Genomic DNA, 27,000 nt, shown 5'->3' on the forward strand with positions numbered 1-27,000 from the left:
AGCGTGTCGAAAGCTCAACTGAAAAAGTGCTTCAAATCGATGCCCAAAGAGGAGCTGATCGAAGTCATCCTCGGGTTATACGATGCCCGAAAGGAAGCGAAGGAATATTTGGAGTATTTTCTTCATGCCGATAGCCAAGGCGAGATCGAGAAGCCTAAGAAATGGCTTCACAAGGAGTTTTTTCCTCGCGGAGAGGGCCAGATGCTTGGTGACTATTCGGTCGTAAAGTGTAAGAAGATCTTTTCCGACTCTGAGAAAATAAAGGCAGATTCGGTCGACGTAGCGGATTTGATGCTGTTTTACGTGGAGATAGGATGCCGATTCACGTTAGCCTATGGCGACATAGACGAGCCCTTCTACGCCTCCTTTGCACGCTATTTCGACAAGACAATGAAGTATATCCGCGCCAATAATCTGATGAGTGTCTATCGGAATCGCGCAAAAAAGATCGTCGATTCGGTCTATGACGATGTCGGTTGGGGATTCCCCGACGAGTTGCTCGATAGTTATAACAAATACGTGACGAAATAGGCCGTGGGCGCCTATCCGAGATAGAAAAAGGAGAGGGGAATGGGCCGCCATTTCCTTCTCCTTTTTTCTGCTTACGGTATCCCGAGCGCTTTTGGGCTTCGTACGTATTCAGCGTATCCGATTCCCATCGAGAGAGCGCTTTACCGCAACTTCATTTTGGGCAAATGCCAGTGGAATTTGATCGCTAAAATGCGGATGATGAGCACCGTGGCAGCGGCGGAAAGCTCGCACACCTCGTGATTGAAATGGAGGTAGTAGCAGGCGGCGAAAACCGTTCCGCCCATCACGCAGGCCAAGGCGTAGATCTCCTTACGGAAGACGAGCGGCGTTTCATTGATGAAATTATCACGCATCACACCGCCCACAATGCCCGTAATGGTGCCCATCGTGATCGCTACCCAAAAGGGATACTTGAGATCGAGCGTTTTTTCGATGCCAATCACCACGAAAAGCGCCAATCCGATGGCGTCGAAGATGAAAAAGGGCAGGTCAAGCCGAACAAGCTGGCGATTGAAGATGAAAACGACAATCATACCGAGGAGTGTGCACCAGAGATAGGCCGGACTGAGCATCCAGAAGGGTGTCACGTCGAGGAGCAGATCGCGCACCGTTCCGCCACCGATGGCCGTGACGAATCCGACGACGAAGGCCCCGAACCAATCGAAACCTTTGGCGGCAGCGAGGCGGATACCGCTGATGGCAAAGACAATCGTGCCGATGTATTCGATCGCTTCGCGGAGGGTAAGAGGAAGAGAATCCATGCGTTGCTTGGGTTAGGGTTGGGGATGCGGTAACTCGTTGGGGGTGGCGTTCGTAGCGTCCGCGTCATCGTCGAAAGCGAACACGGCGGCGGGCAGTGGGTACGTCTGCGACTCTTTCACGCCGAGGGCCTTCAGCTCGTTGGCTTTCTGCACGATGCTCTGCTTGCCGCTGTAGGCCTTGTTGTAAGCGCTATCGTAATCCTTGGTGAGTGCGCGGATGCTTTCGCCCACCCGATCGAAACGCTTGACGAAATCACCTACGCGTTTGAGCAGCTCTTCGGCCATTTGGAAGATGTGCTTTTGGTTTTCAGTCTGCGTATGTTGGCGCCAGGCAATACTGATCATGCGGAGGATGGCGTAGAGGTTTTGTGTGCCGGTGATGAACACCTTCTGCTCGAAGGCCGACTGCCACAGCTTGGGATCGTTCGCGAGGGCCAGTTGCAGGGCCGCATCGTTGGGGACGAACATGATGACGAACTCCACAGCGCGGCGTGGGGCCGTGATGTAGCGACTGTAGTCCTTCCGAGCCAGTTCCGTGACGTGCGAGCGGACGCTCTGCATGTGTCGCTCCAAATGACGACGGCGGGTGAAGTCGTCCGTGGCGGCGACATAGTCGGAGTAGGCCTTGATGGAGACCTTGGCGTCGATCACCACGTCCTCGTTGTCGGGGTAATGCAGGATGACGTCCGGGCGCATGCGTTGGCCGGTCTCATCGTGCACCACGGCCTGCCCGCGATCGTCGGTCAGCGTGTCCTGCACATCGTAGTTCAGTCCGCGCACGAAACCTTGGGCGTCAAGCAGCTCGCTGAGCACCAACTCACCCCAATCGCCGATCTGTTTGTTGTCGCCGCGTAGGGCGTTCGTCAGGTTGGTGGCCGTGCGATCCATGCGCTCCGTCTGGGCGACCATCTGGCGGAGCTGTTCGGCCAGCGAGGCCGTGTTGCGTGTCGTGGCGTCGTTCGTTTGCTCGATAGCCGTGCGCAGTTGCGTCAGGTTTTCGCGGAGGGGCAGGGTGAAGCGCTCCATGTGCTCCGTATTCTCGCTCTTGAGGCGCTCGGAAGTGCGGTCGAGCACTTGTCGTGCGACGTTCTGAAACTGCTCCTTGAGCGTCGCCATCTGTTCGTCGAAGCGTTGCTGATGGTGTGCAGCGTCGGCTTTCGATTGCTGTCTGAGGGCGTCCATCGACGCGACGAGGGCGGCACGTTCGGCCTGCAACGTCGCATGCTCGTGTGCCAGCCGATCACGTTCCTGCTTCAGCTCGGCTGCGTCAGACTCGGCACGTTGCCGGAGCAGGGACTCGCGCGCTGCCGCTTGTTCGGCCAGTAGCCGCGCTTGCTCAGCCGTCTGTAGCTGACGCTGCAGCTCCTGCCGCGCAGACTGTTCCAGCTGCGACAGCTCTTGGCGCACCGTCTGCTCAGCCTGCAAGACCTCATTACGACTGCGCGCTTGCAAATAGAACCAGGCCGCGGTGAAGCCCACCGCCAGGCCAATCAATAAATAGAGGAAAGTCATAGGGGAAATGAAAAACGAAAAAGGGAAAAGGGAAAAATGAGATGAATCAGCCGATAGGGTAGGGGCGTATTGCATACGCCCCACATGTACCTGGACACTGGATTTTCGCCCCTATTGGGGCGTTAAGTAGGGCGTATGCAATACGCCCCTACCCTGCCGGTCGGAGGAGACGATCATCTCTAATGGCCGATTGGAGATAATCATTGATCATTAGGATGATGCCTCACGATTCGCCGAACGAGCATCGACGGATAACCATACACAAGCGCCAGCAGGGTGAGTGCCGTGTTGAGCAGACTAATGCGGAGGAAGTCGCGGCCCGGTCGGAAGTGCGTCACGCGACCGCCCGGGGGGGCATAGTTGACGGTCACGGGGACGGCCACGATGGGCAGCCCGCGCCACGCACAACGCACGGCCAACTCTAACTCGGCCTCGTAGCGCGACGTCAGCGGACGCATACCACGCATAGCCGATAGCGGATAGAGGCGGAACCCGTTCTGCGTGTCACGCAGGCGATGGCCTGTCTGCACGGCGAACCAGAAGTTCGACAGCCGGTTGGCGAACGTGTTGCCCTGCGGCATCTCGCCCTCCACCGTGCGCCGACCCATCAGCAGTGCGTTCGGGTGCATGGCCGTGGCTTCAATGAAGCGTGGCAGGTCGGCGACACTGTGTTGCCCATCGGCATCCATCGTTACGACGCGATCGAAACCCATCGCCTCCGCCCGATCGAAGCCGCGCGACAGGGCGTACCCCTTGCCGCGATTCTTTGCGTAGGCCACCACCTCCACACGACCTTCATACTTGCGCAAGACGTCCGCTGTGCCGTCCGTCGAACCGTCGTTGACGACGATCACGCGAGCACCCGTTGCCAGTACCTCGTCGATCACACCGCCGACGGTGCGTACGTTATTATAGGTAGGGATCACCACACAGAGGGGCTGCGTCATCCCTCCACCTCCTCGAGCAGCAGGCTGATCTTGGCGAAGAGTGTGCCGACGGCGTCGGTCACGACGCACGAGACGGCGACCCCGCCCTCGTCCGGTTGGGAGATGGCGAGCGGGAAGGTCACCTCGGTGGCCTGACGCGGGTCGATGACGTGGAGGAACTTGGCGTTGCGAACGGTGCGCAGGAAGAGCGGCCGACCGATGGACCGCTCCGCAAGCTCCTTCACCGTTTGAATGATGCACACGCCGGGCGTCACGGGGCCTCCGGGGAAGTGTGCGCCATAGATCGCGTGGCCGGCGTCGGGCGCCAACACATAGGTGCATCCCGCAGGCGTTTCCTCACGGCTGCGGATTGTGAATAGGGAATCAATCAACATACGATAGGGGGTAGTCAAAGGGTAGTTATGCGGCCTGCGGCCGCGGTAGTTACGGGGCTGCGCCCCGGGTAGTCCGAGGGAAGTCAAGGGGTAGTTACAGGGTAGTCAGAGGGTAGCCGCCCCATTATTCATCGCTGCCGTCGTTCGTCTCGGCCATTCGGCGCAGTTCGTAGACGATGTTGCGGCGGGTATTGACGAGCGTCACGGTGCTGTCGTGCGGCGTCGCGGTCATGCGCCACCGACCTGAAACGGCTACGATCGTGTCGCCCCGCTTGCTGCGCTCGACCCGACGGGCGAACGTGGCCTCAGCATTGTCGACCTCGAACAGGAAGTGCAGGTCGGCCGCGACGGTCCGCCGGATGTACCACCGGTCCATCATCGGAAAGACGTTGAGCAACGCGCCCCGCCGCGCCGTGGTGACGAAGTCGAACGCCTTGCTGCCGAACTCGTTCACGAGCGAGCCGCGCCACTCGTCGCCCACGCGTTTCGCGACGCAGATGCCTGTCAGGTCACGGCCCGCCGCCCGGAGGTGCACGCGATACGTGTTCTTCGCCTCTGTCGATCGCATGGCCGGCGTCCATACGCGCGCCGTCGACGCCTCCTGCTGCCGGACATTGCGCGTCGCAGCGCAGCCCGTCAGCAGGAGGCACAGCATAAAGGCGAGAGGCTTTGCATAGCAGTGCAGATGCAAGGCGTCCGAGCCTGAGTGTCGCAGGCAACGCAGCAGATGCGGTGCTATGCGAAGCCCCTTAACGATTAAATAGCGCATCGTCCACCGCCACATTAGCCTGCACATTCTTGAGCGTGATCGTCGTCCGGTCGCCGCTCTTCTCCTCGAGCTCCACGCGCCGCACGCGCCCGTCGGACTTGCCCACGTAGAGCCGCACGGAGGCGAAGAGGTCGCGCACCTCCTTCTTGCGGGGCGTGAGCGTGATCTGCCAATCGCTCTGCCCGACGGAGAAGGTGGACGAGAAGTCGGGCGAATCCACCAGACCTGCCCCGCTCACACCGCCGACCATCACGCGACTGATCTCGCTGAAGAGCTTGCTCGACTTCACCGGCACACGGTTCGATGCGCCGCCCTTGCCCGAGGTCATGTGCACCGTCGTGCCGTCGGTCGAGAAAACGTAGGCGTACGGCCGCGTGTATTCCCAGCGGATTTTGTTTGCCTTCTTATAATACATCCGTCCCTCGGATGTCACTTTGTCATTCATAAACGACAGCTGCTTGACCTGCGTAAAGTCGCACTTCATCGTGCGCACGCTGGCGGCCGTCTGCGTGATCTTAGCCACAATCTCCTTGCGTTGTGCCTCGCTTGCCGCACGGTATCCGCCCGTCTGTGCCGACGCCGTCGCCAGCACGCACACCGCCAACATGGCAGTTATCACTGCTTTCTTCATCCTTTTCATCTTGTTTATACCTAAAATATCGGGGCGCGAAGATAAGTGCCTGGTCAAATTAAGTCGGCGGGGGCAGCTTCGGCTGCCGGCGAAGTAGGCCTGGTACGCACGTTTGATGTACCCGGCAATCTTGGCAGGTGTCCCTGATACCCTCTAAAACCTTCAAGCAACTTGTTTGAGCCTTCCGAGCCCTCGGAAACCTTCAAGCAACTTGTTTTGGCCTTTCCGACGCGTCGGAAACCTTCAAACAACTTGTTTCGGCCTTTCCGAGGCCTCGAAAACCTTCAAGCAACTTGTTTTGGCGCTTTCCGAGGCGTCGGAAACCTTCAAGCAACTTGTTTAGGCCTTTCCGAGGCCTCGAAAACCTTCAAACAACCTGTTTGAGCCTTTCCGACCCCTCGGGCCGTCAGGGACGCCAGTCAAGTTTGCCGAGTACGGGCTTTTGAGGAACCCGGCTAGCTTGGTAGACGTCCCTGACGCCTTCGGGGCAGCCGCCCCCCCCTCGCAGAGAGAGGATTAACCACAGCAAAGCCCCCGAGCCTTCAACGTGCGAAGGTCCGGGGGCTTCTTTCTCTAAACAGCTACCGCGGCCGCGTTAGAACTCGGCGTTCTTCGGCGTGCGGGGGAAGGGGATCACGTCGCGGATGTTGGCCATGCCCGTCACGAAGAGCAACAGGCGCTCGAAGCCGAGGCCGAAGCCGGAGTGAGGGCAGGCGCCGAAGCGACGCGTGTCGAGGTACCACCACATGTCCTTCATGGGGATATGCAGCTCCTCGATGCGGGTTTGCAGTCGGTCGAAGTCGGCCTCACGCTCTGATCCGCCGATGATCTCGCCGATCTTCGGGAAGAGCACGTCCATGGCGCGCACCGTGCGTCCGTCGTCGTTCTGCTTCATGTAGAAGGCCTTGATCTCCTTCGGGTAATCGGTCAGAATGACAGGCCGCTTGAAGTGCTGCTCCACTAAGAAGCGCTCATGCTCCGCAGCCAGATCGGCGCCCCAATAGACGGGGAATTCGAACCGGGTGCCACCAGCCACGGCCTCTTCCAAGATGCGGATGCCCTCGCCGTAAGCCAGTCGCACGAACGGTGCCTGAAGGATGCCCTCGAGGCGGGTGATCAGCTCCTTGTCGAACATGTCGTTGAGGAAGTGGAGGTCGTCGGCGCAGTGGTCGAGCGCCCACCGGACGCAGTATTTGATGAACTCCTCGGCCAGATCCATGTTATCCTCGATCTCGTAGAAGGCCATCTCTGGTTCGATCATCCAGAACTCGGCCAAGTGGCGCGGCGTGTTGGAGTTTTCGGCGCGGAAGGTGGGCCCGAAGGTGTAGATCTCGCCGATGCCCATCGCGCCCAGCTCGCCCTCCAGCTGTCCGGAGACAGTCAGACTGCTGCGGCGTCCGAAGAAGTCGGCGTCGTAGTCCACACTGCCATCTTGTCGTCTCGGCGGGTTGGACACGTCGAGCGTGGTGACTTGAAACATCTGCCCGGCACCCTCGGCGTCGGAGGCGGTGATGATCGGCGTGTGGAGGTAGAAGAATCCCTTCTGGTGAAAGAAGGTGTGGATGGCCATCGCCATGTGGTGGCGGATGCGGAGGACGGCGCCGAAGGTGTTCGTGCGCGGTCTCAGGTGGGCAATCTCGCGGAGGAACTCCATCGAGTGCCCCTTCTTCTGCAGCGGATAGGTGGTGGGATCGGCCGGACCGAGCACCTCAATGTTTGCGGCCTGCACCTCTACCGTCTGTCCCTTGCCCTGCGAGCGGACGAGTCGTCCGTTGACACGCAGACAGGCGCCGGTGGTCACGTTGCGGAGCGCCTCTTCGCCAATCCCGTCGATGTCGGCCACCACTTGCAGGTTGTGGATCGTGGAGCCGTCGTTGAGGGCGATGAAGGCCACCTGTTTGCTGCCGCGGCGTGTACGCACCCAGCCGCAGACGACGACGTCGGTGTCGTACGCCTCACTGGCAAGTATTTCTTTGATTTTCGTTCGTTTCATCGTGTGTTACGTTGTGATGATGGTTTTACGCGTTCACTCGAAGGCGCCCATGCGCAGCATGTTTACCTCCTGTTCGTTCAGGTAGCGCCACTTTCCGCGGCCGAGGTTCTTCTTCGTCAGGCCGGCGAAATAGACGCGGTCGAGCTTCGTGACGTGGTATCCGAGCGCCTCGAACATGCGACGGACGATGCGGTTGCGGCCCGAGTGGATCTCGATGCCCACCTGCTTGTGGTCTTCCTCGCTGGCGTAGCTGATGGCGTCGGCGTGGATTTCGCCGTCGTCCAGCACCAGACCGCTGGCCAGCTTCTCCATGTCTTCCACAGCGACCTCTTTGTCGAGCCACACGTGGTAGATCTTCTTCTTCTTGAACGACGGGTGGGTGAGCTTCGAGGCCAGATTGCCGTCGTTCGTGAGCAGCAGCACGCCCGTCGTGTTGCGGTCGAGGCGGCCGATGGGGTAGATGCGTTCCGGACAGGCGTTCTTGACGAGGTCCATTACTGTGCGTCGGTTCTGCGGATCGTCGACGGTGGTCATGCAGTTCTTCGGCTTGTTCAGTAGGATGTAGATCTTGCTTTCGATGTGCACGGGCTGGTCGCGGAAGAGCACTTCGTCTTGCCGTGTGATCTTCGTGCCGAGCGTGGTGACTACTTCGCCGTTCACCTTCACGACACCCGCCTGGATGAACGTGTCGGCTTCACGACGTGAGCAGACGCCCGAGTTGGCCAAGAAGCGGTTCAGACGGATCGGCTCGTTCGGGTCGCTCAGCTGCTCCTCATACTTGACTTGTTCCGGGATGAAGGGTGTGACGGGCTTTTTCGGCTTCTTCTTTTTCATCATCACCTTCTTCTTCGGTGGGAACGGTCCCGCGGGTCTCGATTCACCCTCGCCATACGCCTGACGCGGGTCATGGGGGCGGTGCGGTCGCTCGCCATAGCCTTCGCGTGGGGTAAAAGGTCGACGGCGCTCCGGGCGTTCACCCCCCTGCGGATAGGACGCGTAATGCCTGCGACGATCCGAGTCGGCACTTTGCGGCACATAGGGCTTGCGCTCCACGCCTTCCGTCGGCTGCTCGTAGGCGTAGGGACGGTTGTCCGGCGCAGAGTAGGATGTGTGCAGATACTCGTCTTTTTCGTAGGCCGGGCCATACGACCCGTAGGCGATGCGATTATACCCTGCCGGCCGACTGTCCTTGATGCGCGGACGGCGCTTCGTGGTCGAGGGGGGAGGGGGCGGCGTCGGCCTGCCCTTGCTGTCTAATTTGTAGCCGCCGCCTTCGCGTGTGGCACGATAGGCAGGGCGTTGCCGCTCCGGTTTGTTCTGCGGAGCCGGCTCCTTGCTGATCTCTTGGTTTTCACTGGTCGGACGAGGCTCGCGTCCGTCGTTCTCTTCTATTTCCATGCTTAAAAAGAAAATAAATGGGGGTTGATTAATTGGGGATTATAGTCGTCGCGACTATTAGTTCCGGGTTTTTAGAGGCCATTCAGCGGGGAACGATGCCTCCTCATACGCCGGTATAATTATGTGGGTTCACAGCCTTCAATTCGGCCTTCACCGCGTCGCTTAATTCCAGTGAGTCAATGAAGCGGTCGATCGATTCCTCCGTTACCGCTTCATTCTTGCGCGTTAGCGCCTTTAGTGCCTCGTAAGGCTGGGGATAACCCTCCCGCCTGAGGATGGTTTGTATGGCTTCGGCCACCACTTCACGGTGGGCATCCAGCTCGTGATCGATGGCAGGGCGGTTCAGCACCAGCTTCTCCAGCCCCTTGCTTAGGCTGGCCAGTGCCACGGCAATATGTGCCAGCGGCACACCGATGTTGCGCGTCACGGTCGAGTCCGTCAAGTCGCGTTGCAGGCGAGAAATAGGCAGCTTCGTGCTCAGGTGTGTCAAGATGGCATCGGCCACCCCGAGGTTACCCTCCGCATTCTCGAAGTCGATCGGGTTCACCTTGTGTGGCATGGCCGACGATCCCACTTCGCCTGCTTTGATCTTCTGCTTGAAGTAATCCATCGAGATATACTGCCACATGTCACGACAGAGGTCGATCAGGATCGTATTCACCCGCCGCAGCCCGTCGAAGAGTGCAGCCAAGTTGTCATAGTTCGAAATCTGCGTTGTCCACGCTTCACGCACCAGCCCCAACCGTTCGCTGACGAAGCGGTCGGCAAAGGCTCGCCAGTCCGTCTGCGGATAGGCCGCATGGTGCGCGTTGAAGTTGCCCGTTGCTCCGCCAAACTTCGCTGAAATGGGCACAGCCCGCAGCAGGGTCAGCTGCTGTTCCAGTCGGTAGGCAAACACCCGAATCTCCTTGCCTAACCGTGTCGGAGAGGCCGGTTGCCCGTGCGTTTTGGCCGGCATGGCGATCTCTTCCCACGCCTCCGCATACCTATATAATACGGACATCACGGAGTCGAGAGCTGGATAATAGACCTCCTCTAAGACCTCTTTAACCGAGAGCGGGAGGGCGGTGTTATTAATGTCCTGCGACGTCAGTCCGAAGTGCACAAACTCGCGGTACGCTCCAAGGCCCGCCGCATCCATGCGCTCTTTGATGAAATACTCCACCGCCTTTACGTCGTGGTTCGTTGTCCGCTCGATCTCCTTAATGCGCTCTGCGTCCGCCATCGAAAAGTCGAGATAAACGCGCCGCAACGCCTCGTGTATCTCCGGGCGATTGGCCGCCTTGAGTTGCGGCAACACCTCGGTCAGCGCACAGAAGTATTCCGCCTCCACGCGTACACGATATCGGATCAATGCAAATTCAGAGAAATACGAGGCCAGCGCCTCTGTTTTGCCCCGGTAACGTCCGTCGACCGGAGAGATAGCCGTTAATGCTGAAAGAATCATCTACTGGTTTTATTAGGGGTGGCAAAAGTATGCCTTTTTTAATACCCTCCTCCGCTGGATAGGTCTAATCAGACTGCATAAGGACGCCGAGGAGTAGGACTACGTGCGAGTTTTGGGGGCGCTTTATTCCTACAGAGAGCCCACCCACACGTGGTTTTAATCTCCGTACCCCTACGGAAAGCCCACCCACGCGTGGTTTTAATCTCCGTACCCCTACGGAAAGCTCACCCACGCGTGGTTTTGATCTCCGTACCCCTACGGAAAGCCCACCCACGCGTGGTTTTGATCTCCGTACCCCTACGGAAAGCCCACCCACACGTGGTTTTGATCTCCGTACCTCTATCGGAGCCCTACGACGTACCATTTTGATACGATAGCTCCCTGTCTCTTATCGGGGGAAACGCGTGCCCTGCTATACTTTACGTTTACTTTTGCCAGCGAATCAAATCAGTAAAAGGTAGATGAATACAGTAATTTATGTGGCTATCGCTGTGGTTGCAGCGGTTGTGTGCGGCTATTTCTTGTATGCCAATTTCCGGATGAAGCGGGCACGTCGCAAGGAGCTGGAGGAGTTCAATTCGCGCTATTCGGGTAAGCCGCTGGGCGAAAATCATCAGCGGGCCATGGTCTATGGCGCTGTGTTGGCCCGATCGAGGGGCGAATCGGTGCTGTCGATGATTCCCAAGGAGCGCATTGAGACGTACCGAGAGGGGATGAAGAAAAGTCGAAACATCGTCGACGAGCAGTCGGCTATAACAGCCCTGAATGCACTTCTCCAGTTGCAGAACAGCATCAATTTCGACGAGTTTATCCGCACCCATGAGACGAATAAAGAGCTCAATCGCATCTATACGCGGCTGTCGCGAGAATTAGACCTTCCGGAGGAGGAGGTGAAGCAGGTTCGATCGACGTACGCGTGGGACATTAGCCGTGCGGTGAACGTGGCCAAGTGGTGCTTCTGGATTGGATACCTGACGGAATCGCAATTCTATGGCTGCTTAGACCGTTGCAATGAGATGGTGTCCCGCTTGGGCAAAGACTGGACGGAATACACCTGCTCCTTCTTACTGGGGCGCTGCATTCAGGGATTTAAGCCCGAAGAAGTGCTGCCCGCGGCCAAGGAGCTGCTCGCCGCAATCCGAGACGGGGCGGAGGTGAAAACGGACGATCCGGATCTGACGGTTTACCGGGATATAGCCTTTAGTTGAGGCTACGTTGCCCGCTGATCCAGCGCAAGGAGCATCTCGTCGTAAGCGGGGATATGATCCATCGGGAGGTATGCGTCCATCGATTGATTTTGGCGGAAGCAGAAGTGGCGAAGCCCGTTGCTGACGAGCAGGAAGGGCACAGCGAGCACCATATTATAGCGCGCGATTTGCTCAAACACACGCTGCGTGATGGCTACCGAGGGGGCCTTGTATTCCGCGATGGCCAGCGGACGCAGCTGACGGTTGTAAACGACCGTGTCGCAACGTCGCGAGAGGGAGTTCAGCGTGATGGGCACCTCATTGGCCGTCAGTTCAGCGGGCACACCTTTCTCCGACAGGAGGTAATGCACGAAATGCTGGCGCACCCATTCTTCGGGCGTAAGCGCTACGTATTTGCGGCGCAGGGGATCTAAAACCGTTTGGCGCCCTCGATCGGAGCCGAAGCGCAGCGAACAGGGAGGGAGATGGAGTGGGGGGTAAAGGCTCATTGCGTGATCATAAAAATGTAGGACAAACATAAATGCATGACAGATGAAGACAAAACAAGAAATCGTAGAGAACTGGCTTCCTCGCTACACGGATAGGAAGCTGGAGGACTTTTCAGACCACATCTTGCTGACCAACTTCACGAAGTATGTGGAGCTGTTCGCGGAACATTTCGATGCGCCCATTCTGGGGCTGCGCAACTCGATGCCGAACGCGTCGGGGGGTGGCATTACGATCATCAACTTTGGGATGGGCAGCTCGAACGCCGCCACCATCATGGATCTGCTTTCGGCCGTCATGCCCAAGGCGGTGCTTTTCTTGGGCAAGTGTGGCGGACTGAAGCGGGCCAATTCCTTAGGCGACTACGTGTTGCCGATCGCGGCGATCCGTGGGGAAGGCACATCGAATGACTATCTGCCGCCCGAGGTGCCGTCGTTACCTGCATTCTCCATGTTGCGCGCCATCTCGTCGGCCATACGTGACAAAGGCCACGACTACTGGACGGGCACGATCTACACCACCAACCGACGAGTGTGGGAGTACGACACGTCGTTCAAGGAATATCTTGTCCGCACCCATGCCACGGGCATCGACATGGAGACGGCCACCCTGCTGACGGCTGGCTTTGCCAATCAGATCCCGACCGGGGCGCTGCTGATGGTCTCCGACAAGCCGTTGGAGGAGAATGGCGTCAAGACGCAGGAGAGCGACAAGGGCGTGACGCAAAAGTTCGCTCCCGAGCACGTGGAGCTGGGCATTGCCGCCTTGGAGATGATCATCGACGAGAAGAAGACGATCCAGCACATCAAGTTTAACTGGTAGCCGGTAGAGGCTTACGCATGGCAGCCGAGGGAGCACAGACGTTTGACAGCCTTTGCCGCGACATTCGAGCGGAGAAGTTCAGCCCGATCTATTTGCTGATCGGGGAGGAGCCGTATTTCATTGACTGCATCGCGGAGTTGCTTACGGAGCGCGTGGTCAAAGAGGCCGACCGCGATTTCAACCAGACGATCCTCTACGGCTCGGAGGCGAAGTCGGCCGATGTGATCAATGCAGCACGACGTTTCCCGATGATGGCCGACAGGCAGTTGGTGCTTGTGCGTGAGGCGCAGGCGCTGACTGACCTGGAGCTGATCACGGCTTATGCGCGCAAGCCACTGGCGTCGACCGTGCTTGTGCTCTGTTGCAAGCTGAAGAAGTTGGACGGCCGGAGGCGGTTTACCGCTCTATCTACGGCGGTGAAGAAGGTGGGCGTCGTATTCGAGTCGGACAAGATCCCTGACTACCGCATGGAGGCCTACATCACGGCCGCGTTGAAGGGGCGTTCGATGACGGCTGACCGAAAGGTGTCGGCCATGCTGAACGAGTTCGTCGGTAACGACCCAGCGCGGCTGAACCAGATCTTAGACAAGTTGCAGATCCTCCTGGCCAGTCAGAAGGACAAGACGCTTACGCCGGAGCTGATCGAGCAAAACGTGGGGATCAGCAAGGATTACAACAACTTCGAACTGCTGCACGCCATTGCTGAGCGCGACACGCTGCGGGCGCACCGGATTGCGCAATACTTCGACAGCGATCCGACCAATCACCCGATACAGATGACGCTGCCCGTGCTCTTCAACTACTTCACCAACCTCCTGATCTGCTATTACGCCAAGGATCGTTCGGAGCGGGGACTGATGCAGACCTTGGGGCTTCGCTTCCCGGTACAGGTGCGTGACTATGTGACGGGTATGAAGAACTACAAGGCCATGAAGGTCTTCCACGTGATTCATGACATCCGTCTGGCCGATGCGCGATCGAAGGGCGTGGACGCGACTTCGTCCATGACCGATGGCGAGATCCTCAAGGAGTTGCTACACCGCATCATGCACTGACGGGGAGCCAATCGAGGGCCCAAATTCGTCCGCGCAGGCCTCTGCCGAGGCCGGGGAAGTTTGCCTGGTACCCGGCCAAACTTCGCTGGCGGCCGCAGTCGCCCCGTCGATCAGAAATACGAAGAGCCCCCGCAACCAGTGCGAGGGCTCTTTTTTCGTGTGTAGGAATCGCGAAAAGTGCGATAACGCTACTGCGCTCCGCCACCGAGCGCCTGGTAAAGCGTGATGACGGATGAGATCTCGTTGTAGCGGTTCGTCAGTCGGGTCAGTCGGGCGGCGAGCAGGCTTTGCTGCGCGGTGAGCACCTCGAGATAGGTGGCCGATCCGTGTTCCATGAGCAGCGTGGTAGCCTTGACGGCGCGCTCGAGCGAGGCGACTTGCTTGTCGTAATACTCCGCCTTGGCCTCGTAGGTCTGCACCTGAGTCAAAGCGTTATTGACCTCCATGCCGGCGTTGAGTAGCGTCTGGCGGAAGGTGAGCGCGGCCGACTCCTGTTCGGCGCGGGCGATCCGCAGCTGTGCGCGCAGGCGACCGTTTTGGAAGAGGGGTTGCGTGAGCGACGCGACGGCCGTCCAGAGGAAATTGCTCGGATTAGCGATGGCCGCCCCCGCGCTGTTCGTCCAGCCGGCAGTTCCGCTCAGCGTTATGGAGGGATAGAAGGCCGCGCGGGCGGCATTGGTCGCATAGAAAGCGGCGGCCAGACTCTGCTCGGCGCGCATCACGTCCGGGCGCTGCGCTAAGAGCGAGGCCGGCAGCCCTACGCTGAGCGAAGCCGGCATTTGCCAGGCGTCCATCTCGCCACGCTCCACGGCGTGAATGCTGTCGCCCAACAAGACGGCCAACCGATTCTCCGTCTCGCGGATTTGCTGGCGGAGGGAGAGCACGGAGGCGCTGACGCTGTACCAGTTGGCCTCGGATTGCGACACGGCGGCGTCGTTGTATCGCCCGGCCGCCATCAGCGCGCGCATGGTCTCGACGTTCTTCTGCCAGTTGGCGGCCGTCTCTTCGGAGATCTTCAGCTGCTCGTCGAGCATGGCCAACGTATAATAATAGGTAGCGATGCCGGAGACGACTTGCGCTTGCACCGCCTGTCGGTAGGCCTGACTGGCCATGAGTAGCGTCCGGGCGCGCTGGCGGGCGTTGCGGAGGCTGCCGAAGACGTCGAGCTGCCACGAGGCCGTCAGCGGCAGGCGATACGTCTGCGAGGGTGCGGCGCCATCTATGCCGCTGAGCGTGGCCTGAGGCGCCAGCGCAAAGGCGGGCAGGAAGGCCAGGTTGGCCGCCGAGAGCGACGCCTCGGCCTGCTCCACCTGCAGGTGCGCCCGACCGAGATCCGTGTTGTTACGCAGTCCGCGCTCGATGAGCGCCTGGAGGCGGACGTCGGTGAAGACGTCGCGCCAGGGCAGGCTGCCCAGATTCGTGGTGTCGCCACTAGGTTTTTCGGCGCTACCATAGAGGCCGTCCGTGCGGACACTGTCGGGGCGTTGATAGTTCGTATAGATGCCGCAGCTGGTCAGCATGGCTGCTGCGACGAGGGTGAGGAAGGTCCGTTTCATTACTGTCATGTTCATCATTCTGCTGTGTTATCCGTGTGTGATGCGTTGCGCTCATTCAGGCTCCGCTCGCGCTCCAACTGCACCTGCGCGTCCGCCTCTTTGTGCATAGCCGGGCGCACCTTCTCTTGCATAAACTCGAAAGCGATGTAGAGCACCGGCACGAGGAAGAGCAAGGCCAATGTGCCGACGATCATACCGCCCACCACGCCCGTTCCGAGCGAACTGTTGCCGTTGGCGCCAGCGCCAGACGAGAACATGAGCGGGAGCATACCGAAGATCATCGTCAGTACCGTCATCAAGATCGGGCGGAGGCGCACCTGCGCGGCCGAATAGGCGGACTCGATGATACCCATGCCTTGGCGACGCCGCTCGATGGCGTACTCGGTGATCAGAATGGCCGTCTTGGCCAGCAGCCCGATGAGCATGATGACACCCGTCTGGAGGTAGATGTTGTTCTCCAGCCCGAAGAGCTGCGCAAAGAGGAAGCTGCCCATCAGTCCGCACGGCACGGAGAGGATGACGGCAAAGGGGATGAGGAAGCTCTCGTAGAGGCAGGAGAGGATGAGATAAATGAGCACCACGCAGATGCCGTAGATGAGGAGCGTGGAAGCGCCGCCGCTCTCCGATTCCTCGCGCGAGATGCCGCTGTATTCGTAGCCGTAACCCTGCGGCAGGGCCTGCTCGGCCACCTCTTCGATGGCCCGCATGGCCTCGCCGGTAGAGTAACCGTCGGCTACGCTGACGTTGGCCGTGATGGCGGAGTAGAGATTGAAGCGCGTAGCCACCTCGGGGCCCATCACCTGTTTGAGGGTGACGAATTGGCCAATCGGCGCCATCTCCGTGCCGTTGCGGACGTAGAGACCGTTGAGCGATTGCTGGTTCAGGCGATACTTGGGGTCGGCCTGCATCATGACGCGGTAGACCTTGCCGTACTGGTTGAAGTTGGAGACGTACGCGCCGCCGCAGTAGGCGCTAAGGACGCTGAGCACGGAGGAGGGCGAGATGCCGGCGCGTTTGCATTTGGCGGCGTCCACATCGATGCTGTACTGCGGGAAGTTCATGGCGTACGAGGTGTAAGCCATCGCGATCTCGGGGCGTTGGTTGAGGGCGCCGAGGTATTGCATGGTGGTCTGGTAGAACTTCGTCATGTCGCCGCCCGTCTTGTCCTGGAGGTTCAGGCTGACGGCGTTGCCCACGCCGTAACCGGGGATCATACCCGGTTGAAAGGCGAAGATCTGCGCCTCCTTGATGGTTTGTAGTTGCGCCATCAGCTTGCCCAACACGGCGTCCGAGCTGTGCGCGCGGCCTTTGCGTTCGCTCCAGTCCTTGAGGCGGACGATGAACATGCCGTATGATACGCCTTGCCCAGACATCAGTCCGTAGCCCGCCACACGCGTATAATGCTCTACCTCGGGTGCCGTCTTGACGATGGCTTCAGCCTTTTCGAGCGTCTTCATCGTGGTGGCCAATGAGCTACCGGGCGATACGCTGACGTTGACCATCACTACGCCCTGGTCTTCTTGCGGCACGAGGCCGGTCTTCGTCGTCTTCATAAAGTAAACCAGCAACCCCACAGCGCAGGCCAGTGCGGCCCACGTCATCCAGCGGTGATGGATGAAGAACATCACGCCCTTCTTATACTTCCCCATCACGGCGTTGAACGACGCGTTGTAAGCCGCCTTCACCCGACCGTTGAAACTCTTGGCGCTCTTCGTGCCGTCGGCCGGGCGCATGATCATGGCGCAGAGGGCGGGGCAGAGCGTGAGTGCGTTGATGCACGAGATGCCGACGGCCGTAGCCATCGTAATACCGAACTGGGTGTAGAAGATGCCCGACGTACCGCCCATGAAGGTCACGGGGATGAACACGGCCATGAAGACGATCGTACACGTGATGACGGCCATCGTCACGTCGCCCATTGCATCCTTCGTGGCTTGGTAAGGCGACTTGTAGCCGATGTCGAACTTCGACTGCACGGCCTCGACGACGACGATCGAGTCGTCCACCACCGTACCGATGGCCAGCACAAGGGCGAACAGCGTCAGGATGTTGATACTGAAGCCGAACATGGAGAGGCAGGCGAAGGTGCCGATCAGCGACACCATGATCGAGATCGAGGGGATGACGGTGCTCTTGAAGTCTTGCAGGAAGAAGTAAACCACCAGAATGACGAGCAGGATGGCGATGACGAGCGTCTCCACCACATTATAGATCGAGGCGTAGAGGAAGTCGTTTGAGCTCATCATGTTCGTGAACTCGAGGCCGTCGGGCAGGTCTTTACTCAGCTTTTGCAGCAGGGCCGTGATGCGCGCATTCGTCTCCGTAGCGTTGGCGCCGGACACCTGAAAGACCATGAACGAAACGGCCGGCTTGCCGTCCATCGTGCCGTGGAAGCTGTACGACTGCGAACCGAGCTCCACCCGCGCCACGTCTTTCAGGCGGAGCACATTGCCGTTCTCGTCGGCACGGATCACCATGTTGCCAAACTCCTCTTCGCTGACAAGGCGACCCTTATACTTCATCGTGTATTGGAACGTGTTGTCCGAGTTTTCACCGAGCGAGCCCGTAGGCGCTTCGATGTTTTGCTCGCCGAGCACGGCCGTGATGTCCGACGGCACGAGCCCGTACTGCGCCATCACATCCGGCTTGAGCCAGATACGCATGCTGTACGTATCGCCCATCTCCATCACGTCGCCCACACCCTCGATACGCTTGATCTGTGGGATGATGTTGATGTCAAGGTAATTCGAGAGGAAATGCTCGTCATACTTCCCGTTCGTACACGTCAGGGCGTTGATCTGTAGGAAGCTCGTCTGTCGTTTCTGCGTACTCACGCCGACGCGTGTCACCTCGGCCGGGAGCAACCCTTGGGCACGCGACACACGGTTCTGCACGTTCACCGCGGCCATGTCTGGGTCTGTCCCCTGCTTGAAATACACCGAGATCGAGGCCGATCCGCTGTTTGTAGCCGTGGACGACATGTAGATCATGTTTTCCACGCCATTGATATTCTCTTCGAGCGGCATGATGACGCTCTTCTGCACCGCCTCGGCGTCTGCGCCGGTGTAGGCCGTGGAGACCATCACGGTGGGCGGGGCGATGTTCGGATACTGCTCCACGGGCAGCGTAAAGAGCGAGATAAGTCCTACGATGACGATCAGAATGGAGATCGACATGGCCAGCACCGGCCGCTTGATAAATACGTTTCCCTTCATCGTTTACTGCACTTGCGTTCCTTCCCGAATCAGTCCGGCCCCCTCAGCGATGATCACGTCGCCCGCCTCGAGGCCGCTAAGCACCACGTATTCCTGTCCGTCGCTGAGCGGCGAGACGGTGATGAGCGTGGAGACCGCCTTGCCGTCGACCACTTTATAGACGAGCGTCTTGTCCTGCATTTGCACCGTAGCTGCCTGCGGGATGACGATGCAATCGCGATAAACCGACGGCATGACGATGTTGCCCGTGGCGCCGCTGTGCAGCAGCCTCCCGGCATTGGGGAACTCCGCCCGGAGGCTGACCGTCCCCGTCGCGGGATCGATCACGCCGCTCACACTCTCCACACGCCCCGAGTCAGGATACTCCGATCCGTCGCTCAGGACCAGGCGCACGGGCGGGAACTTCTTCAGCGCCTCAGCCGTCGAACCGTATTCGCGTCCCAGCGCTAAGAGTTCGTTCTCGTTGATGGAGAAATAGACATACATCTGCGAGTTGTCCGAGACGGTCGTCAGCGGCGTCTGCATCGACGGCCCCACGAGCGAGCCCTGCCGGTAAGGCAGCGTACCCACCACGCCGTCGGCCGGACTCTTGACCGTGGTGTATGAAAGGTTGTTTCGTGCATTCACCTCAGCTGCTCGCGCCTGCGCCACGGCCGCCTCGGCCGTCTTCAGCGCATTCTTGGCCGTCTGCAACTCATAGTCCGAGATCACCTTTTGGTCATACAGCGTCTGCTTGCTTTCATAGGTCAGCCGCGCTGTAGCCAGCGATGCCTCAGCCGTGCCCACGGCCGCCCGGGCCTGATTGAGCGCCGCCTGATAGGGCACTTGATCGATCACGAATAGCGTCTGTCCGCGGCGTACCGTCTGTCCTTCTGTTACGCTGACCTGCGTCAATGTGCCCGACACCTGCGGCATGACCGACACATCTTGCCGCCCGCGTATCGTGGCCGAATAGGTGCGGGTAAACTCCTTGTCCGAGCGCTCCACCGTCATCGTCTTGTACGCTCCGGCGGCTCCCGCACCAGCCTGCGACGCATCGCCAGCTTGTTTCTTACCACATGAGACAATAAGCCCCGGCAGACAAACGGCCAGGACTAACCACATGAAACTTTTCACTTTCATTCTTCTGCTAATAATATAATGTATATGGATTGCTGATTTCAACACGAGTTGCTTGCCGTTCTAAAGCGCCGGCAAAGATACCTACTTTTTTGCATGAACGGTGCTAAGAGAGCATTCCCATTCCTCGTACTGAATAAGTGTAAGTGCTTGCGGGGCTCCCGCAAACACCAAAAAGTTTTTCGAGGCACTTGCGGGGCTCCCGCAAAGGCCGAAAAGTTTCTCGGGGCACTTGCGGGACTCCCGCAAACGCCAAAAAGTTTTCCGTGGGACTTGCGGGACTCCCGCAAACACTTCGAAGAAGTTTCTGGGCTTTGCAGCGTTTCTGCAAAAGTGCTTTTCCCCATTTTGGCGTTTGCAGGACTCCTGCAAGGACGCTTTTTCCCATTTTGGTCTTTGCAGAACTTCTGCAAGGACGCTTTTCTTCATTTTGGTGTTTGCAGAACTTCTGCAAGAACGCTTTTCCTCATTTTGGTGTTTGCAGAACTTCTGCAAGAGCGCTTTTTCCCATTTTGGTCTTTGCAGAACTTCTGCAAGGGCGCTTTTCCCCATTTTGGCGTTTGCAGAACTTCTGCAAGGGCCCTTTTTCCCATTTTGGCGTTTGCAGGACTTCTGCAAGAGCGCTTTTTCCCCATTTTGGTGTTTGCAGAACTTCTGCAAGGACGCTTTTCCCCATTTTGGCGTTTGCCGTACCCTCCCCCTCCATACTTCGCAGATCAGCGGCGACCCAAGGGCGCATTGGTACAGGGGTGTCGACGAAATCCGTCTATTTTTGCCCATATTTTATAGATAGAAAGACAATGAGATTTGATGAATTAGACCTCGACGACGCCGTGTTGGACGGACTCGAGGCCATGAATTTCGTGGAGACGACACCTATCCAAGAACTGGCCATCCCGCCCATCCTCGCGGGCAAGGACTTGATCGGGTGCGCACAGACGGGCACCGGCAAGACGGCCGCCTACGTGCTGCCCATCATCAGCCAGCTGAGCCGAGGCGGATATCCACAGGATGCGATCAATGCGGTCATTATGGCACCGACGCGCGAACTGGCGCAGCAGATCGATCAGCAGATCGACGGCTTTACCTACTTCGTTTCCGTTTCGGCGGTGGCTGTCTACGGTGGTACCGACGGCATCGCCTACGCCCGGCAGGAGCGCGGATTGCAGATGGGTGCCGACATCGTTATCGCCACGCCTGGCCGCCTGATCAGCCACTTGAACATGGGCAGTGTGGACCTCTCGCGCACCTCCTTCTTCGTCCTTGACGAGGCCGATCGCATGCTCGATATGGGTTTCCATGACGACATTATGCAGATCTATAAGCAGCTCCCGGAGACGTGTCAAGTAGTCATGTTCTCGGCTACCATGCCGCCTAAGATCCGGACGCTGGCGCACAACATCCTGAAGGATCCGGAAGAGATTAAAATCGCTGTATCGCGTCCGCCGGAATCGATTATGCAGACGGCCTACATCTGCTATGAGGCCCATAAGATGCCGCTCTTGAAGCAGCTTTTCGCCAAGAAAGCTCCCGAGCGCGTCATCATCTTCTCGTCCTCCAAGATGAAGGTGAAAGAGCTTGCGGCGACGCTCAAGCGGATGAATTTCAACGTGGCCGCCATGCACTCCGACTTGGAGCAGAGCGAGCGTGAGCAGGTGATGAAGGACTTCCGAAACGGTCATATTGGCATGCTCGTGGCGACGGACGTTGTGGCGCGTGGCATTGATATCAACGACATTTCGCTCGTCATCAACTATGACATTCCCAACGATCCCGAGGACTATGTGCACCGCATCGGGCGTACGGCGCGCGGCACGGAGGGCAGTGGACTGGCCATCACGTTCGTCTCGCAACAGGAACAGGCGCGGTTCAAGGAGATCGAGACGTTTATCGAAAAGGATATCTATAAGATCCCCATCGATCCCTCCATCGGCGAGTCACCGACCTATGAGCCGGAGAAATACAGTCGCACGCGCGGCAAGGGCGGACGTGGGCGCCAAAGTGGTGGCGGCGGTGGACGTGCCAAGGCACAATCGACCTCCTCAAAGCCTCGTGGAGGCGGCAACAGGCGGCGTAACAAGCCCTCTCAAAACCGTCCAGCGCACTCCTGACCCCATCCTGTTATGATCTGTTTCCCGAACGCCAAAATCAACCTCGGACTGCATGTCGTCAGCCGTCGCCCCGACGGCTACCACTGCATCGAGACGGTCTTTTACCCCGTCCCCCTCTGCGATGCCTTAGAGATCGTGCCGGCCGAGGCTTTTTCGTTTCACACCTACGGCCTTGCGATTGACGGGCCGGCGGACGACAACCTCGTCATGCGTGCCCTCGCGGCCATGCGCCAGCAGGTGGACATTCCGCCCGTGGCCATCCATCTCAAGAAGACGATCCCCTTCGGCGCCGGACTGGGCGGTGGCTCGGCCGACGCCGCTTTTATGTTGAAGCTGTTGCGCGACTATGCGTCGCTCTCCCTCACGGACGGCGCGCTGGAGCGTATCGCCGCACGCCTCGGCGCAGACTGTCCCTTCTTCGTCCGCAATCGCCCTGTCATGGCCACGGGCATCGGCGATGTGTTCAGCCCGGTGAATGTCTCGCTGGCGGGCTATCATATTGCTATCGTTAAGCCGGCCGTCTCAGTCTCCACACGCGAGGCCTACGCAGCGATCCGTCCGGCCGCGCCCGCGGTACCCCTCGACGAAATCATCTGCCGCCCCGTCACGGAGTGGCGCGACGCGCTCAAGAACGATTTCGAGGCGCCCGTCTTCGCCCTTCACCCCACGATCGGCGCCATCAAAGCGCAGCTCTACGCCGCTGGCGCCGTCTACGCCGCCATGTCTGGATCCGGGTCGGCCGTTTTCGGCCTGTTCGATGGTGAGCCATCGTTGCCCGCCTTCACAGACTGCTTCGCCTGGCAGGGAAAGCTGCAATAATCCTCCTTTATATACGTTTCATTAGACGTGAATTTTTAACGGATAATATAATGAAACGAGTGATGATTCTTTTGATTTGTGCGGCCCTTGGTTTGTCGCACGCCTATGCACAGTTTACGGTCGGTGCAAAGGCCGGCTTGAATGTGGCGAGTATTGGCAATGTGACGGTTTATCCCAGCAATCCCCTGCCCGGCGATCTCGAGTCGTGGACGCTGGAGTACGGCTACCTGCCCGGCGCGCATGTCGGCGGTTATGCGCGGTACGCCTTTTCGCCGCTTTTCAGCGTGCAGACTGAGCTGCTCTATTCGCAGATGGGGTATAAGATTAGCATTCCAACGGTGGATCTCCGCGGACACGTCTATGATAATGTAACGGGCCGTATGCGGATGCATTACCTCAACCTGCCGGTGTTGTTTCGGCTTACGGTTCCTGGCTCCGGACTCTTTGCCGAGGTGGGTCCGCAACCGGGATTATTATTGGGCAGTCACGGATCGATACGCACAAAAACTGGTGAACGTGTAGGAGATGTAGCTGGTGCGAGTGGACCCGCTACGACTTTCGATCTCTCCGGTGTGGCAGGGCTCGGTTATCGCTGGAAGAACGGGCTGGCCCTCTCGGCGCACTATGTGCATGAATTCAAGACGTCGGAGAAGGAGTTTATCCCGCGCATGACGCGGAAATATGCCGTTCAGCTGTCTGTGGCGTACGACATCAAGACGTTCTGAACGTCTGCAATCCCATAGTATGATTTTAAGGCCCGGAGCATGGTTGCTTCGGGCTATTTTTTTGTGGAGTCAAGGATGTTCATCAAGATCGTAGGGCATCTGTTGTGCCTTTCTTCTTCCCTTGAGGTTTTTGCAGAGTAATGCAGATGCAAGGCATCCGAGCCGGAGTGTCGAAGGCAACGCAGCAGATGTGCAGCTCTATGAAGCCAAAAAAGCCCGAGGAAACGGCTCTCCCCGGGCTTTCAAAAACCATTATACAAGTATGTAGAACAAGTATGTAGAATGAAGGAACTATCTCTTTAGAAGCTGTTTGGAATTTATTTCGGAGGATATTCTGAGGATATTTCCGGGGATTTTGTTTCATCTTTTGAGGAGCATAGCGAGCTATGTAACGAAAAAGATGGGACAAAAGGGCGGAAATAGACCTGAATAGCCCCGAAATAGAAGAGGGAAAGCTCCTACCAAACGGCTCCTTAAAATAATCACTCAATAAATTCAAAACAGCTTCTTAGTCTGTCAGCAGTCCGTCAGCGGACGGCGGCTTTGTAGGCGCGGCCGTTGTCGAACGTGACGATGTAGACACCGGCGGGCACGTTCAGGCGGCACGTTTCACCGGCTGACAGCGTGAGGCTGTTCACCAAGTGACCCAGCGCATTGTAGACGTTGGCGCGGCCAGCGGCGGCTGACGTGATGCAGAGCGTGCCATCCTCGCCCCAGACGCGTGTGCCGTCCACCTCGGCGTTGCCGACGGTGTACTTGAGCGTCACGGTGAGATTCTCCTGCACCTTGCGGACGGTGAAGCGATAGGCGCCGTCAGGCAACACCTCGGTGATGACGCCCGTGGCATCCGGAATATGACCGTCGCGGCTCGTGGTGAGCGTCGGCACGTTGTTGCCCGTGGGGCGAACCGTGAGGGTGAAATCTTTGCCCGTGGGCACGTCGTAGATTTGCTTGAGGGGTTCGAGGAGTGTGGAGGAGGCGTCGCCGGTCTCGTTGTTGAGCGTGATTTGGCGGGTGATGTTGGGGATAACGTGCGGGAGGCGTTTGCGGGGCCGACGGAGACTGTCGCCACTCGGGCTCAGCGGGATGAAGGCTGAGCAGCCGTAAGGCAGCCGTACCCATACGTTGATCTCGTCGGGTAGCTCATCGATCTGCGATTGGGTGAGCTTGATCGTCTCCGTTGGGGCCGGAATCCATGTGGCGCCCTCGTCGAGGCTGTAGTAAGCGCCTGCGGTGTATTCCTTGAAGTTGTCCAGGTTTTTGGCCTTGCCTTCAGTGTATATATTATAAACAGCTGCTTTCGGGTTGAAGCCTACGTAGTTTTCCGGCTGAATCAGTTCGCCATGAAAGGTGAGTTCAAACTTTCCCGCCACCATCGGCCCAGGCGCCTCGAAGTTGAGCGTCGCCGTGGGGCGTTGGAAGTATTGATACTTGATCGTGTCCGTCCTGACTACCGTTCCGTTGATCTTGATCTCGGCGATGATGGCGCCGTGATATCCGTCTTCGTAGACCGGATCTCCGGGGCTGAGCGCATAGTGCTCAAAGAGCATGGGGAAAGGCGTAGGCTCGGTGGCGTCGGGCAGGTCGACGGGGTCAAACTCCGAAAAGACGCGTCCCGTAAGCCTGTTCATAATGTAATGCTGTCCTTGTTCATCCTTCGGCATGTCTTTGAAGATCACCTGCCGCTTGATGCCGGCGGGCACCTTAAAGGCCGTATCGATCTGCACTGGGCAGTTCTGATAGATACGTAGTGGCGTGGCCACATAGACATCGTCAGTGGGAGTGACATGCAGATATGCATAAGGACCGCCGGGAGTAAGCGGGAGATAATGCGCCGGAGAAAAGTTGTTTACAGGCGTAAAACCAGGCGGACCATTAGGAGGAATCATAGCTGGCGTACCTCGCATACACGAGTCCCATCTTTCATTCCAGGGCGTACCCTTGACTTGTGCATTTGCCGTGCCAGCCATCCCCAAGAGGATGGCGGCGGCAAATAATAATGAGTTGAGCAGTTTTCGTTTCATGAGTTCGCTGATTTTGCGTGTTCGCTGTCAGTGTCAGCGGACGGCGGCCTTGTAAGCGCGGCCGTTGTCGAGCTTGACGATGTAGATGCCGACGGGCATGGTGAGGCGGCGCGTTTCACCGGCTGACAGCGTGAGGCTGTTCTCAAAGCGACCGAGCGCATTGTAGATGTTAGCGCGGCCGGCGGCGGCTGACGTGATGCAGAGCGTGCCGTCCTCGCCCCAGACGCGTGTGCCGTCTACCTCGGCGTTGCTGACGGTGTACTTGAGCGTCACGGTGAGGTTCTCCTGCACCTTGCGGATGGTGAAGCGATAGGCGCCGTCGGGCAACACTTCCGTCTTGACGCCGATTTCATCGGACAGACGGCTGTTGCGGCTCGTGGTGAGCGTCGGCACGTTGTTCCCTGTGGGGCGAACCGTGAGGGTGAAATCCTTGCCTGTGGCTACGTCGTAGATTTGCTTGAGGGGTTCGAGGAGTGTGGAGGAGGCGTCGCCGGTCTCGTTGTTGAGCGTGATTTGGCGAGTGATAGAGAAGGGCACGTCCGGTCGTCTGCCACGGCTCGGGTCGTTGGGGTCATATTCGGCTCCGACGGGGAAGAACGAGCCGCAACCGCCGGGCAGTCTCATCTTCACGTTGACCACCTCCGGCAGGTTTTCCACCTGCGACTGGGTGAGGTTGACGGTCTTATCCGTGGCTTCGAACCATGTGGCGCCATCGTCCAAGCTGTAGTAAGCACCCGCGGTGTACTTCTTGAATTTGGTCCAGTCTCTGGCTTCTGCTGTAGAACCGATAGATACTTTCGGATCATACCCTACGCGGTTTTCCGGTTGAACGAGTTCGCCTTGAAACGTCATGGTGAACTGTCCCGCGAATCCGGGGCCCGGACGTTGGTAACTGAAGCCGGTGACCGTCGGCTTTTGGAAGTACTGATACCTAAGTATACCATTGAAGGACTGTTCAACACCGTCTATCTTTTCTATAAAGGAGATTGCCACGCCATATCCGTCTTTGTACACCGGATCGCCTTCCGTCAACGGATGATGCACGAATGAAATGGGGAAATAGGTGTCGTCATCCGAGGCGGGGAGCTCGATTTCATCGAACTCCGAGAAGGGACGGCCCGTCTCGGTGTTGGTCAGGTAATGGCGTCCTAAATGATCTTTGGGCAGGCCAGGGATGAGCGGACCATCCGGCTGAAGATCCTCACCGAGGAACTTGTGCCCCTTGACCTTCAGCGTGCGCTTTGTTCCCGCGGGGATACGAAACGTGGAGTCTACGTGTACAGGGCAGTCCTCATAGATACGCATAGGCATTTCGTTGACATAGCCATACGGGCCTGCGGGTATATGAGGGCGATAATGCCCATGCCCACGGTCTAAAATACACGAGTCCCACTCTGCGCGCCAAGGACTGCGATGTCCTTGAGCCTTCACTGTGCCAGCCAACCCAAAGAGGAAGAGGGTGGCGGCAAATAATACGGTAATCGATTTCTGCTTCAT

Annotated in this window: 22 protein-coding genes; 7 read left to right on the plus strand and 15 right to left on the minus strand. The window is 58.4% G+C overall.

Annotation, left to right across the window (positions count from 1 at the left end):
• Positions 1 to 3 precede the first annotated feature (3 nt).
• Positions 4 to 531, plus strand: a complete 528-nt coding sequence (locus tag C7123_RS12095) for a DUF6155 family protein (protein WP_069175221.1) — start codon at positions 4 to 6, stop codon at positions 529 to 531.
• Between the two features lie 140 nt (positions 532 to 671).
• Here C7123_RS12095 and C7123_RS12100 read toward each other — a convergent pair whose 3' ends face one another.
• The 9 genes from C7123_RS12100 to purB form a co-directional block, all read right to left on the minus strand.
• Positions 672 to 1,292, minus strand: a complete 621-nt coding sequence (locus C7123_RS12100) for a trimeric intracellular cation channel family protein (protein WP_037983822.1) — start codon at positions 1,290 to 1,292, stop codon at positions 672 to 674.
• A gap of 12 nt (positions 1,293 to 1,304) precedes the next feature.
• A complete protein-coding gene (rmuC, locus tag C7123_RS12105) occupies positions 1,305 to 2,804 on the minus strand; it encodes a DNA recombination protein RmuC (protein ID WP_069175222.1) in 1,500 nt (499 codons plus the stop codon).
• A gap of 200 nt (positions 2,805 to 3,004) precedes the next feature.
• Positions 3,005 to 3,751, minus strand: a complete 747-nt coding sequence (locus tag C7123_RS12110) for a glycosyltransferase family 2 protein (RefSeq protein WP_069175223.1) — start codon at positions 3,749 to 3,751, stop codon at positions 3,005 to 3,007.
• Positions 3,748 to 4,125, minus strand: a complete 378-nt coding sequence (locus C7123_RS12115; protein ID WP_069175224.1) for a hotdog family protein — start codon at positions 4,123 to 4,125, stop codon at positions 3,748 to 3,750. The genes C7123_RS12110 and C7123_RS12115 overlap by 4 nt, the downstream gene beginning before the upstream one ends.
• A gap of 124 nt (positions 4,126 to 4,249) precedes the next feature.
• On the minus strand, positions 4,250 to 4,921 hold the full coding sequence (locus C7123_RS12120; RefSeq protein ID WP_159049933.1) for a hypothetical protein: 672 nt from the start codon (positions 4,919 to 4,921) through the stop codon (positions 4,250 to 4,252).
• Positions 4,875 to 5,534, minus strand: a complete 660-nt coding sequence (locus C7123_RS12125) for a LolA family protein (protein ID WP_083206858.1) — start codon at positions 5,532 to 5,534, stop codon at positions 4,875 to 4,877. The genes C7123_RS12120 and C7123_RS12125 overlap by 47 nt, the downstream gene beginning before the upstream one ends.
• A gap of 586 nt (positions 5,535 to 6,120) precedes the next feature.
• Positions 6,121 to 7,518, minus strand: coding sequence for an asparagine--tRNA ligase (gene asnS / locus C7123_RS12130; RefSeq protein WP_069175227.1), 1,398 nt, complete (start codon positions 7,516 to 7,518; stop codon positions 6,121 to 6,123).
• Between the two features lie 33 nt (positions 7,519 to 7,551).
• Positions 7,552 to 8,916, minus strand: a complete 1,365-nt coding sequence (locus C7123_RS13165; RefSeq protein ID WP_173897011.1) for a pseudouridine synthase — start codon at positions 8,914 to 8,916, stop codon at positions 7,552 to 7,554.
• Positions 8,917 to 9,019: 103 nt separating this feature from the next.
• A complete protein-coding gene (gene purB / locus C7123_RS12140; protein WP_069175228.1) occupies positions 9,020 to 10,363 on the minus strand; it encodes an adenylosuccinate lyase in 1,344 nt (447 codons plus the stop codon).
• Positions 10,364 to 10,824: 461 nt separating this feature from the next.
• Between purB and C7123_RS12145 the strand changes: the two genes are divergently transcribed.
• Positions 10,825 to 11,571 (plus strand): DUF1266 domain-containing protein, encoded by a 747-nt coding sequence (locus C7123_RS12145; protein ID WP_069175229.1) that lies wholly within the window; start codon positions 10,825 to 10,827, stop codon positions 11,569 to 11,571.
• 2 nt (positions 11,572 to 11,573) lie between these two features.
• Here the strand turns inward: C7123_RS12145 and C7123_RS12150 are convergent, their stop codons facing one another.
• Positions 11,574 to 12,059 (minus strand): type I restriction enzyme HsdR N-terminal domain-containing protein, encoded by a 486-nt coding sequence (locus tag C7123_RS12150; protein ID WP_037983484.1) that lies wholly within the window; start codon positions 12,057 to 12,059, stop codon positions 11,574 to 11,576.
• 43 nt (positions 12,060 to 12,102) lie between these two features.
• Between C7123_RS12150 and C7123_RS12155 the strand changes: the two genes are divergently transcribed.
• Together C7123_RS12155 and holA are read left to right on the plus strand one after the other, a co-directional pair.
• Complete coding sequence (locus C7123_RS12155; RefSeq protein WP_037983485.1) at positions 12,103 to 12,879, plus strand: AMP nucleosidase; 777 nt, start codon at positions 12,103 to 12,105, stop codon at positions 12,877 to 12,879.
• Between the two features lie 17 nt (positions 12,880 to 12,896).
• Positions 12,897 to 13,934, plus strand: coding sequence for a DNA polymerase III subunit delta (gene holA, locus C7123_RS12160; RefSeq protein WP_069175230.1), 1,038 nt, complete (start codon positions 12,897 to 12,899; stop codon positions 13,932 to 13,934).
• Between the two features lie 188 nt (positions 13,935 to 14,122).
• Here the strand turns inward: holA and C7123_RS12165 are convergent, their stop codons facing one another.
• The 3 genes from C7123_RS12165 to C7123_RS12175 are packed head-to-tail and all read right to left on the minus strand — an operon-like array spanning position 14,123 to position 19,827.
• Complete coding sequence (locus C7123_RS12165) at positions 14,123 to 15,490, minus strand: efflux transporter outer membrane subunit (protein ID WP_069176362.1); 1,368 nt, start codon at positions 15,488 to 15,490, stop codon at positions 14,123 to 14,125.
• A 14-nt stretch (positions 15,491 to 15,504) separates the two neighbouring features.
• On the minus strand, positions 15,505 to 18,705 hold the full coding sequence (locus C7123_RS12170; protein WP_069175231.1) for an efflux RND transporter permease subunit: 3,201 nt from the start codon (positions 18,703 to 18,705) through the stop codon (positions 15,505 to 15,507).
• 3 nt (positions 18,706 to 18,708) lie between these two features.
• Positions 18,709 to 19,827, minus strand: coding sequence for an efflux RND transporter periplasmic adaptor subunit (locus tag C7123_RS12175; protein WP_069175232.1), 1,119 nt, complete (start codon positions 19,825 to 19,827; stop codon positions 18,709 to 18,711).
• Between the two features lie 797 nt (positions 19,828 to 20,624).
• Between C7123_RS12175 and C7123_RS12185 the strand changes: the two genes are divergently transcribed.
• From C7123_RS12185 to C7123_RS12195, 3 genes are all read left to right on the plus strand, one after another.
• On the plus strand, positions 20,625 to 21,935 hold the full coding sequence (locus C7123_RS12185) for a DEAD/DEAH box helicase (RefSeq protein WP_069175234.1): 1,311 nt from the start codon (positions 20,625 to 20,627) through the stop codon (positions 21,933 to 21,935).
• 12 nt (positions 21,936 to 21,947) lie between these two features.
• Positions 21,948 to 22,754: a 4-(cytidine 5'-diphospho)-2-C-methyl-D-erythritol kinase gene (locus C7123_RS12190; RefSeq protein WP_069175235.1), complete on the plus strand. Its 807-nt coding sequence runs from the start codon at positions 21,948 to 21,950 to the stop codon at positions 22,752 to 22,754.
• 62 nt (positions 22,755 to 22,816) lie between these two features.
• Positions 22,817 to 23,479, plus strand: a complete 663-nt coding sequence (locus tag C7123_RS12195; protein WP_159049934.1) for a porin family protein — start codon at positions 22,817 to 22,819, stop codon at positions 23,477 to 23,479.
• 527 nt (positions 23,480 to 24,006) lie between these two features.
• Here C7123_RS12195 and C7123_RS12200 read toward each other — a convergent pair.
• Both C7123_RS12200 and C7123_RS12205 read right to left on the minus strand, forming a co-directional pair.
• The gene (locus tag C7123_RS12200) at positions 24,007 to 25,206 is read right to left on the minus strand and encodes a DUF6383 domain-containing protein (RefSeq protein ID WP_069175237.1); all 1,200 of its coding nucleotides are present in this window, start codon (positions 25,204 to 25,206) and stop codon (positions 24,007 to 24,009) included.
• Between the two features lie 330 nt (positions 25,207 to 25,536).
• Positions 25,537 to 27,000: a hypothetical protein gene (locus C7123_RS12205; RefSeq protein WP_159049936.1), complete on the minus strand. Its 1,464-nt coding sequence runs from the start codon at positions 26,998 to 27,000 to the stop codon at positions 25,537 to 25,539.

This window comes from Tannerella serpentiformis, from assembly GCF_003033925.1.
Taxonomy (GTDB): Bacteria; Bacteroidota; Bacteroidia; order Bacteroidales; family Tannerellaceae; genus Tannerella; species Tannerella serpentiformis.

Bases quoted from the DNA above. Each gene is read 5' to 3' on its own strand.
- C7123_RS12155 (WP_037983485.1), top strand. From the start codon at position 12,103: ATGAAGACAAAACAAGAAATCGTAGAGAACTGGCTTCCTCGCTACACG.
- C7123_RS12185 (WP_069175234.1), top strand. From the start codon at position 20,625: ATGAGATTTGATGAATTAGACCTCGACGACGCCGTGTTGGACGGACTC.
- asnS (WP_069175227.1), bottom strand. From the start codon at position 7,518: ATGAAACGAACGAAAATCAAAGAAATACTTGCCAGTGAGGCGTACGAC.
- C7123_RS12165 (WP_069176362.1), bottom strand. From the start codon at position 15,490: ATGAAACGGACCTTCCTCACCCTCGTCGCAGCAGCCATGCTGACCAGC.
- purB (WP_069175228.1), bottom strand. From the start codon at position 10,363: ATGATTCTTTCAGCATTAACGGCTATCTCTCCGGTCGACGGACGTTAC.
- C7123_RS12110 (WP_069175223.1), bottom strand. From the start codon at position 3,751: ATGACGCAGCCCCTCTGTGTGGTGATCCCTACCTATAATAACGTACGC.
- C7123_RS12205 (WP_159049936.1), bottom strand. From the start codon at position 27,000: ATGAAGCAGAAATCGATTACCGTATTATTTGCCGCCACCCTCTTCCTC.
- C7123_RS12150 (WP_037983484.1), bottom strand. From the start codon at position 12,059: ATGAGCCTTTACCCCCCACTCCATCTCCCTCCCTGTTCGCTGCGCTTC.
- C7123_RS12145 (WP_069175229.1), top strand. From the start codon at position 10,825: ATGAATACAGTAATTTATGTGGCTATCGCTGTGGTTGCAGCGGTTGTG.
- C7123_RS12190 (WP_069175235.1), top strand. From the start codon at position 21,948: ATGATCTGTTTCCCGAACGCCAAAATCAACCTCGGACTGCATGTCGTC.
- C7123_RS12120 (WP_159049933.1), bottom strand. From the start codon at position 4,921: ATGTGCAGGCTAATGTGGCGGTGGACGATGCGCTATTTAATCGTTAAG.
- C7123_RS12115 (WP_069175224.1), bottom strand. From the start codon at position 4,125: ATGTTGATTGATTCCCTATTCACAATCCGCAGCCGTGAGGAAACGCCT.
- rmuC (WP_069175222.1), bottom strand. From the start codon at position 2,804: ATGACTTTCCTCTATTTATTGATTGGCCTGGCGGTGGGCTTCACCGCG.
- C7123_RS12175 (WP_069175232.1), bottom strand. From the start codon at position 19,827: ATGAAAGTGAAAAGTTTCATGTGGTTAGTCCTGGCCGTTTGTCTGCCG.
- C7123_RS12125 (WP_083206858.1), bottom strand. From the start codon at position 5,534: ATGAAAAGGATGAAGAAAGCAGTGATAACTGCCATGTTGGCGGTGTGC.
- holA (WP_069175230.1), top strand. From the start codon at position 12,897: ATGGCAGCCGAGGGAGCACAGACGTTTGACAGCCTTTGCCGCGACATT.
- C7123_RS12170 (WP_069175231.1), bottom strand. From the start codon at position 18,705: ATGAAGGGAAACGTATTTATCAAGCGGCCGGTGCTGGCCATGTCGATC.
- C7123_RS12195 (WP_159049934.1), top strand. From the start codon at position 22,817: ATGATTCTTTTGATTTGTGCGGCCCTTGGTTTGTCGCACGCCTATGCA.
- C7123_RS13165 (WP_173897011.1), bottom strand. From the start codon at position 8,916: ATGGAAATAGAAGAGAACGACGGACGCGAGCCTCGTCCGACCAGTGAA.
- C7123_RS12100 (WP_037983822.1), bottom strand. From the start codon at position 1,292: ATGGATTCTCTTCCTCTTACCCTCCGCGAAGCGATCGAATACATCGGC.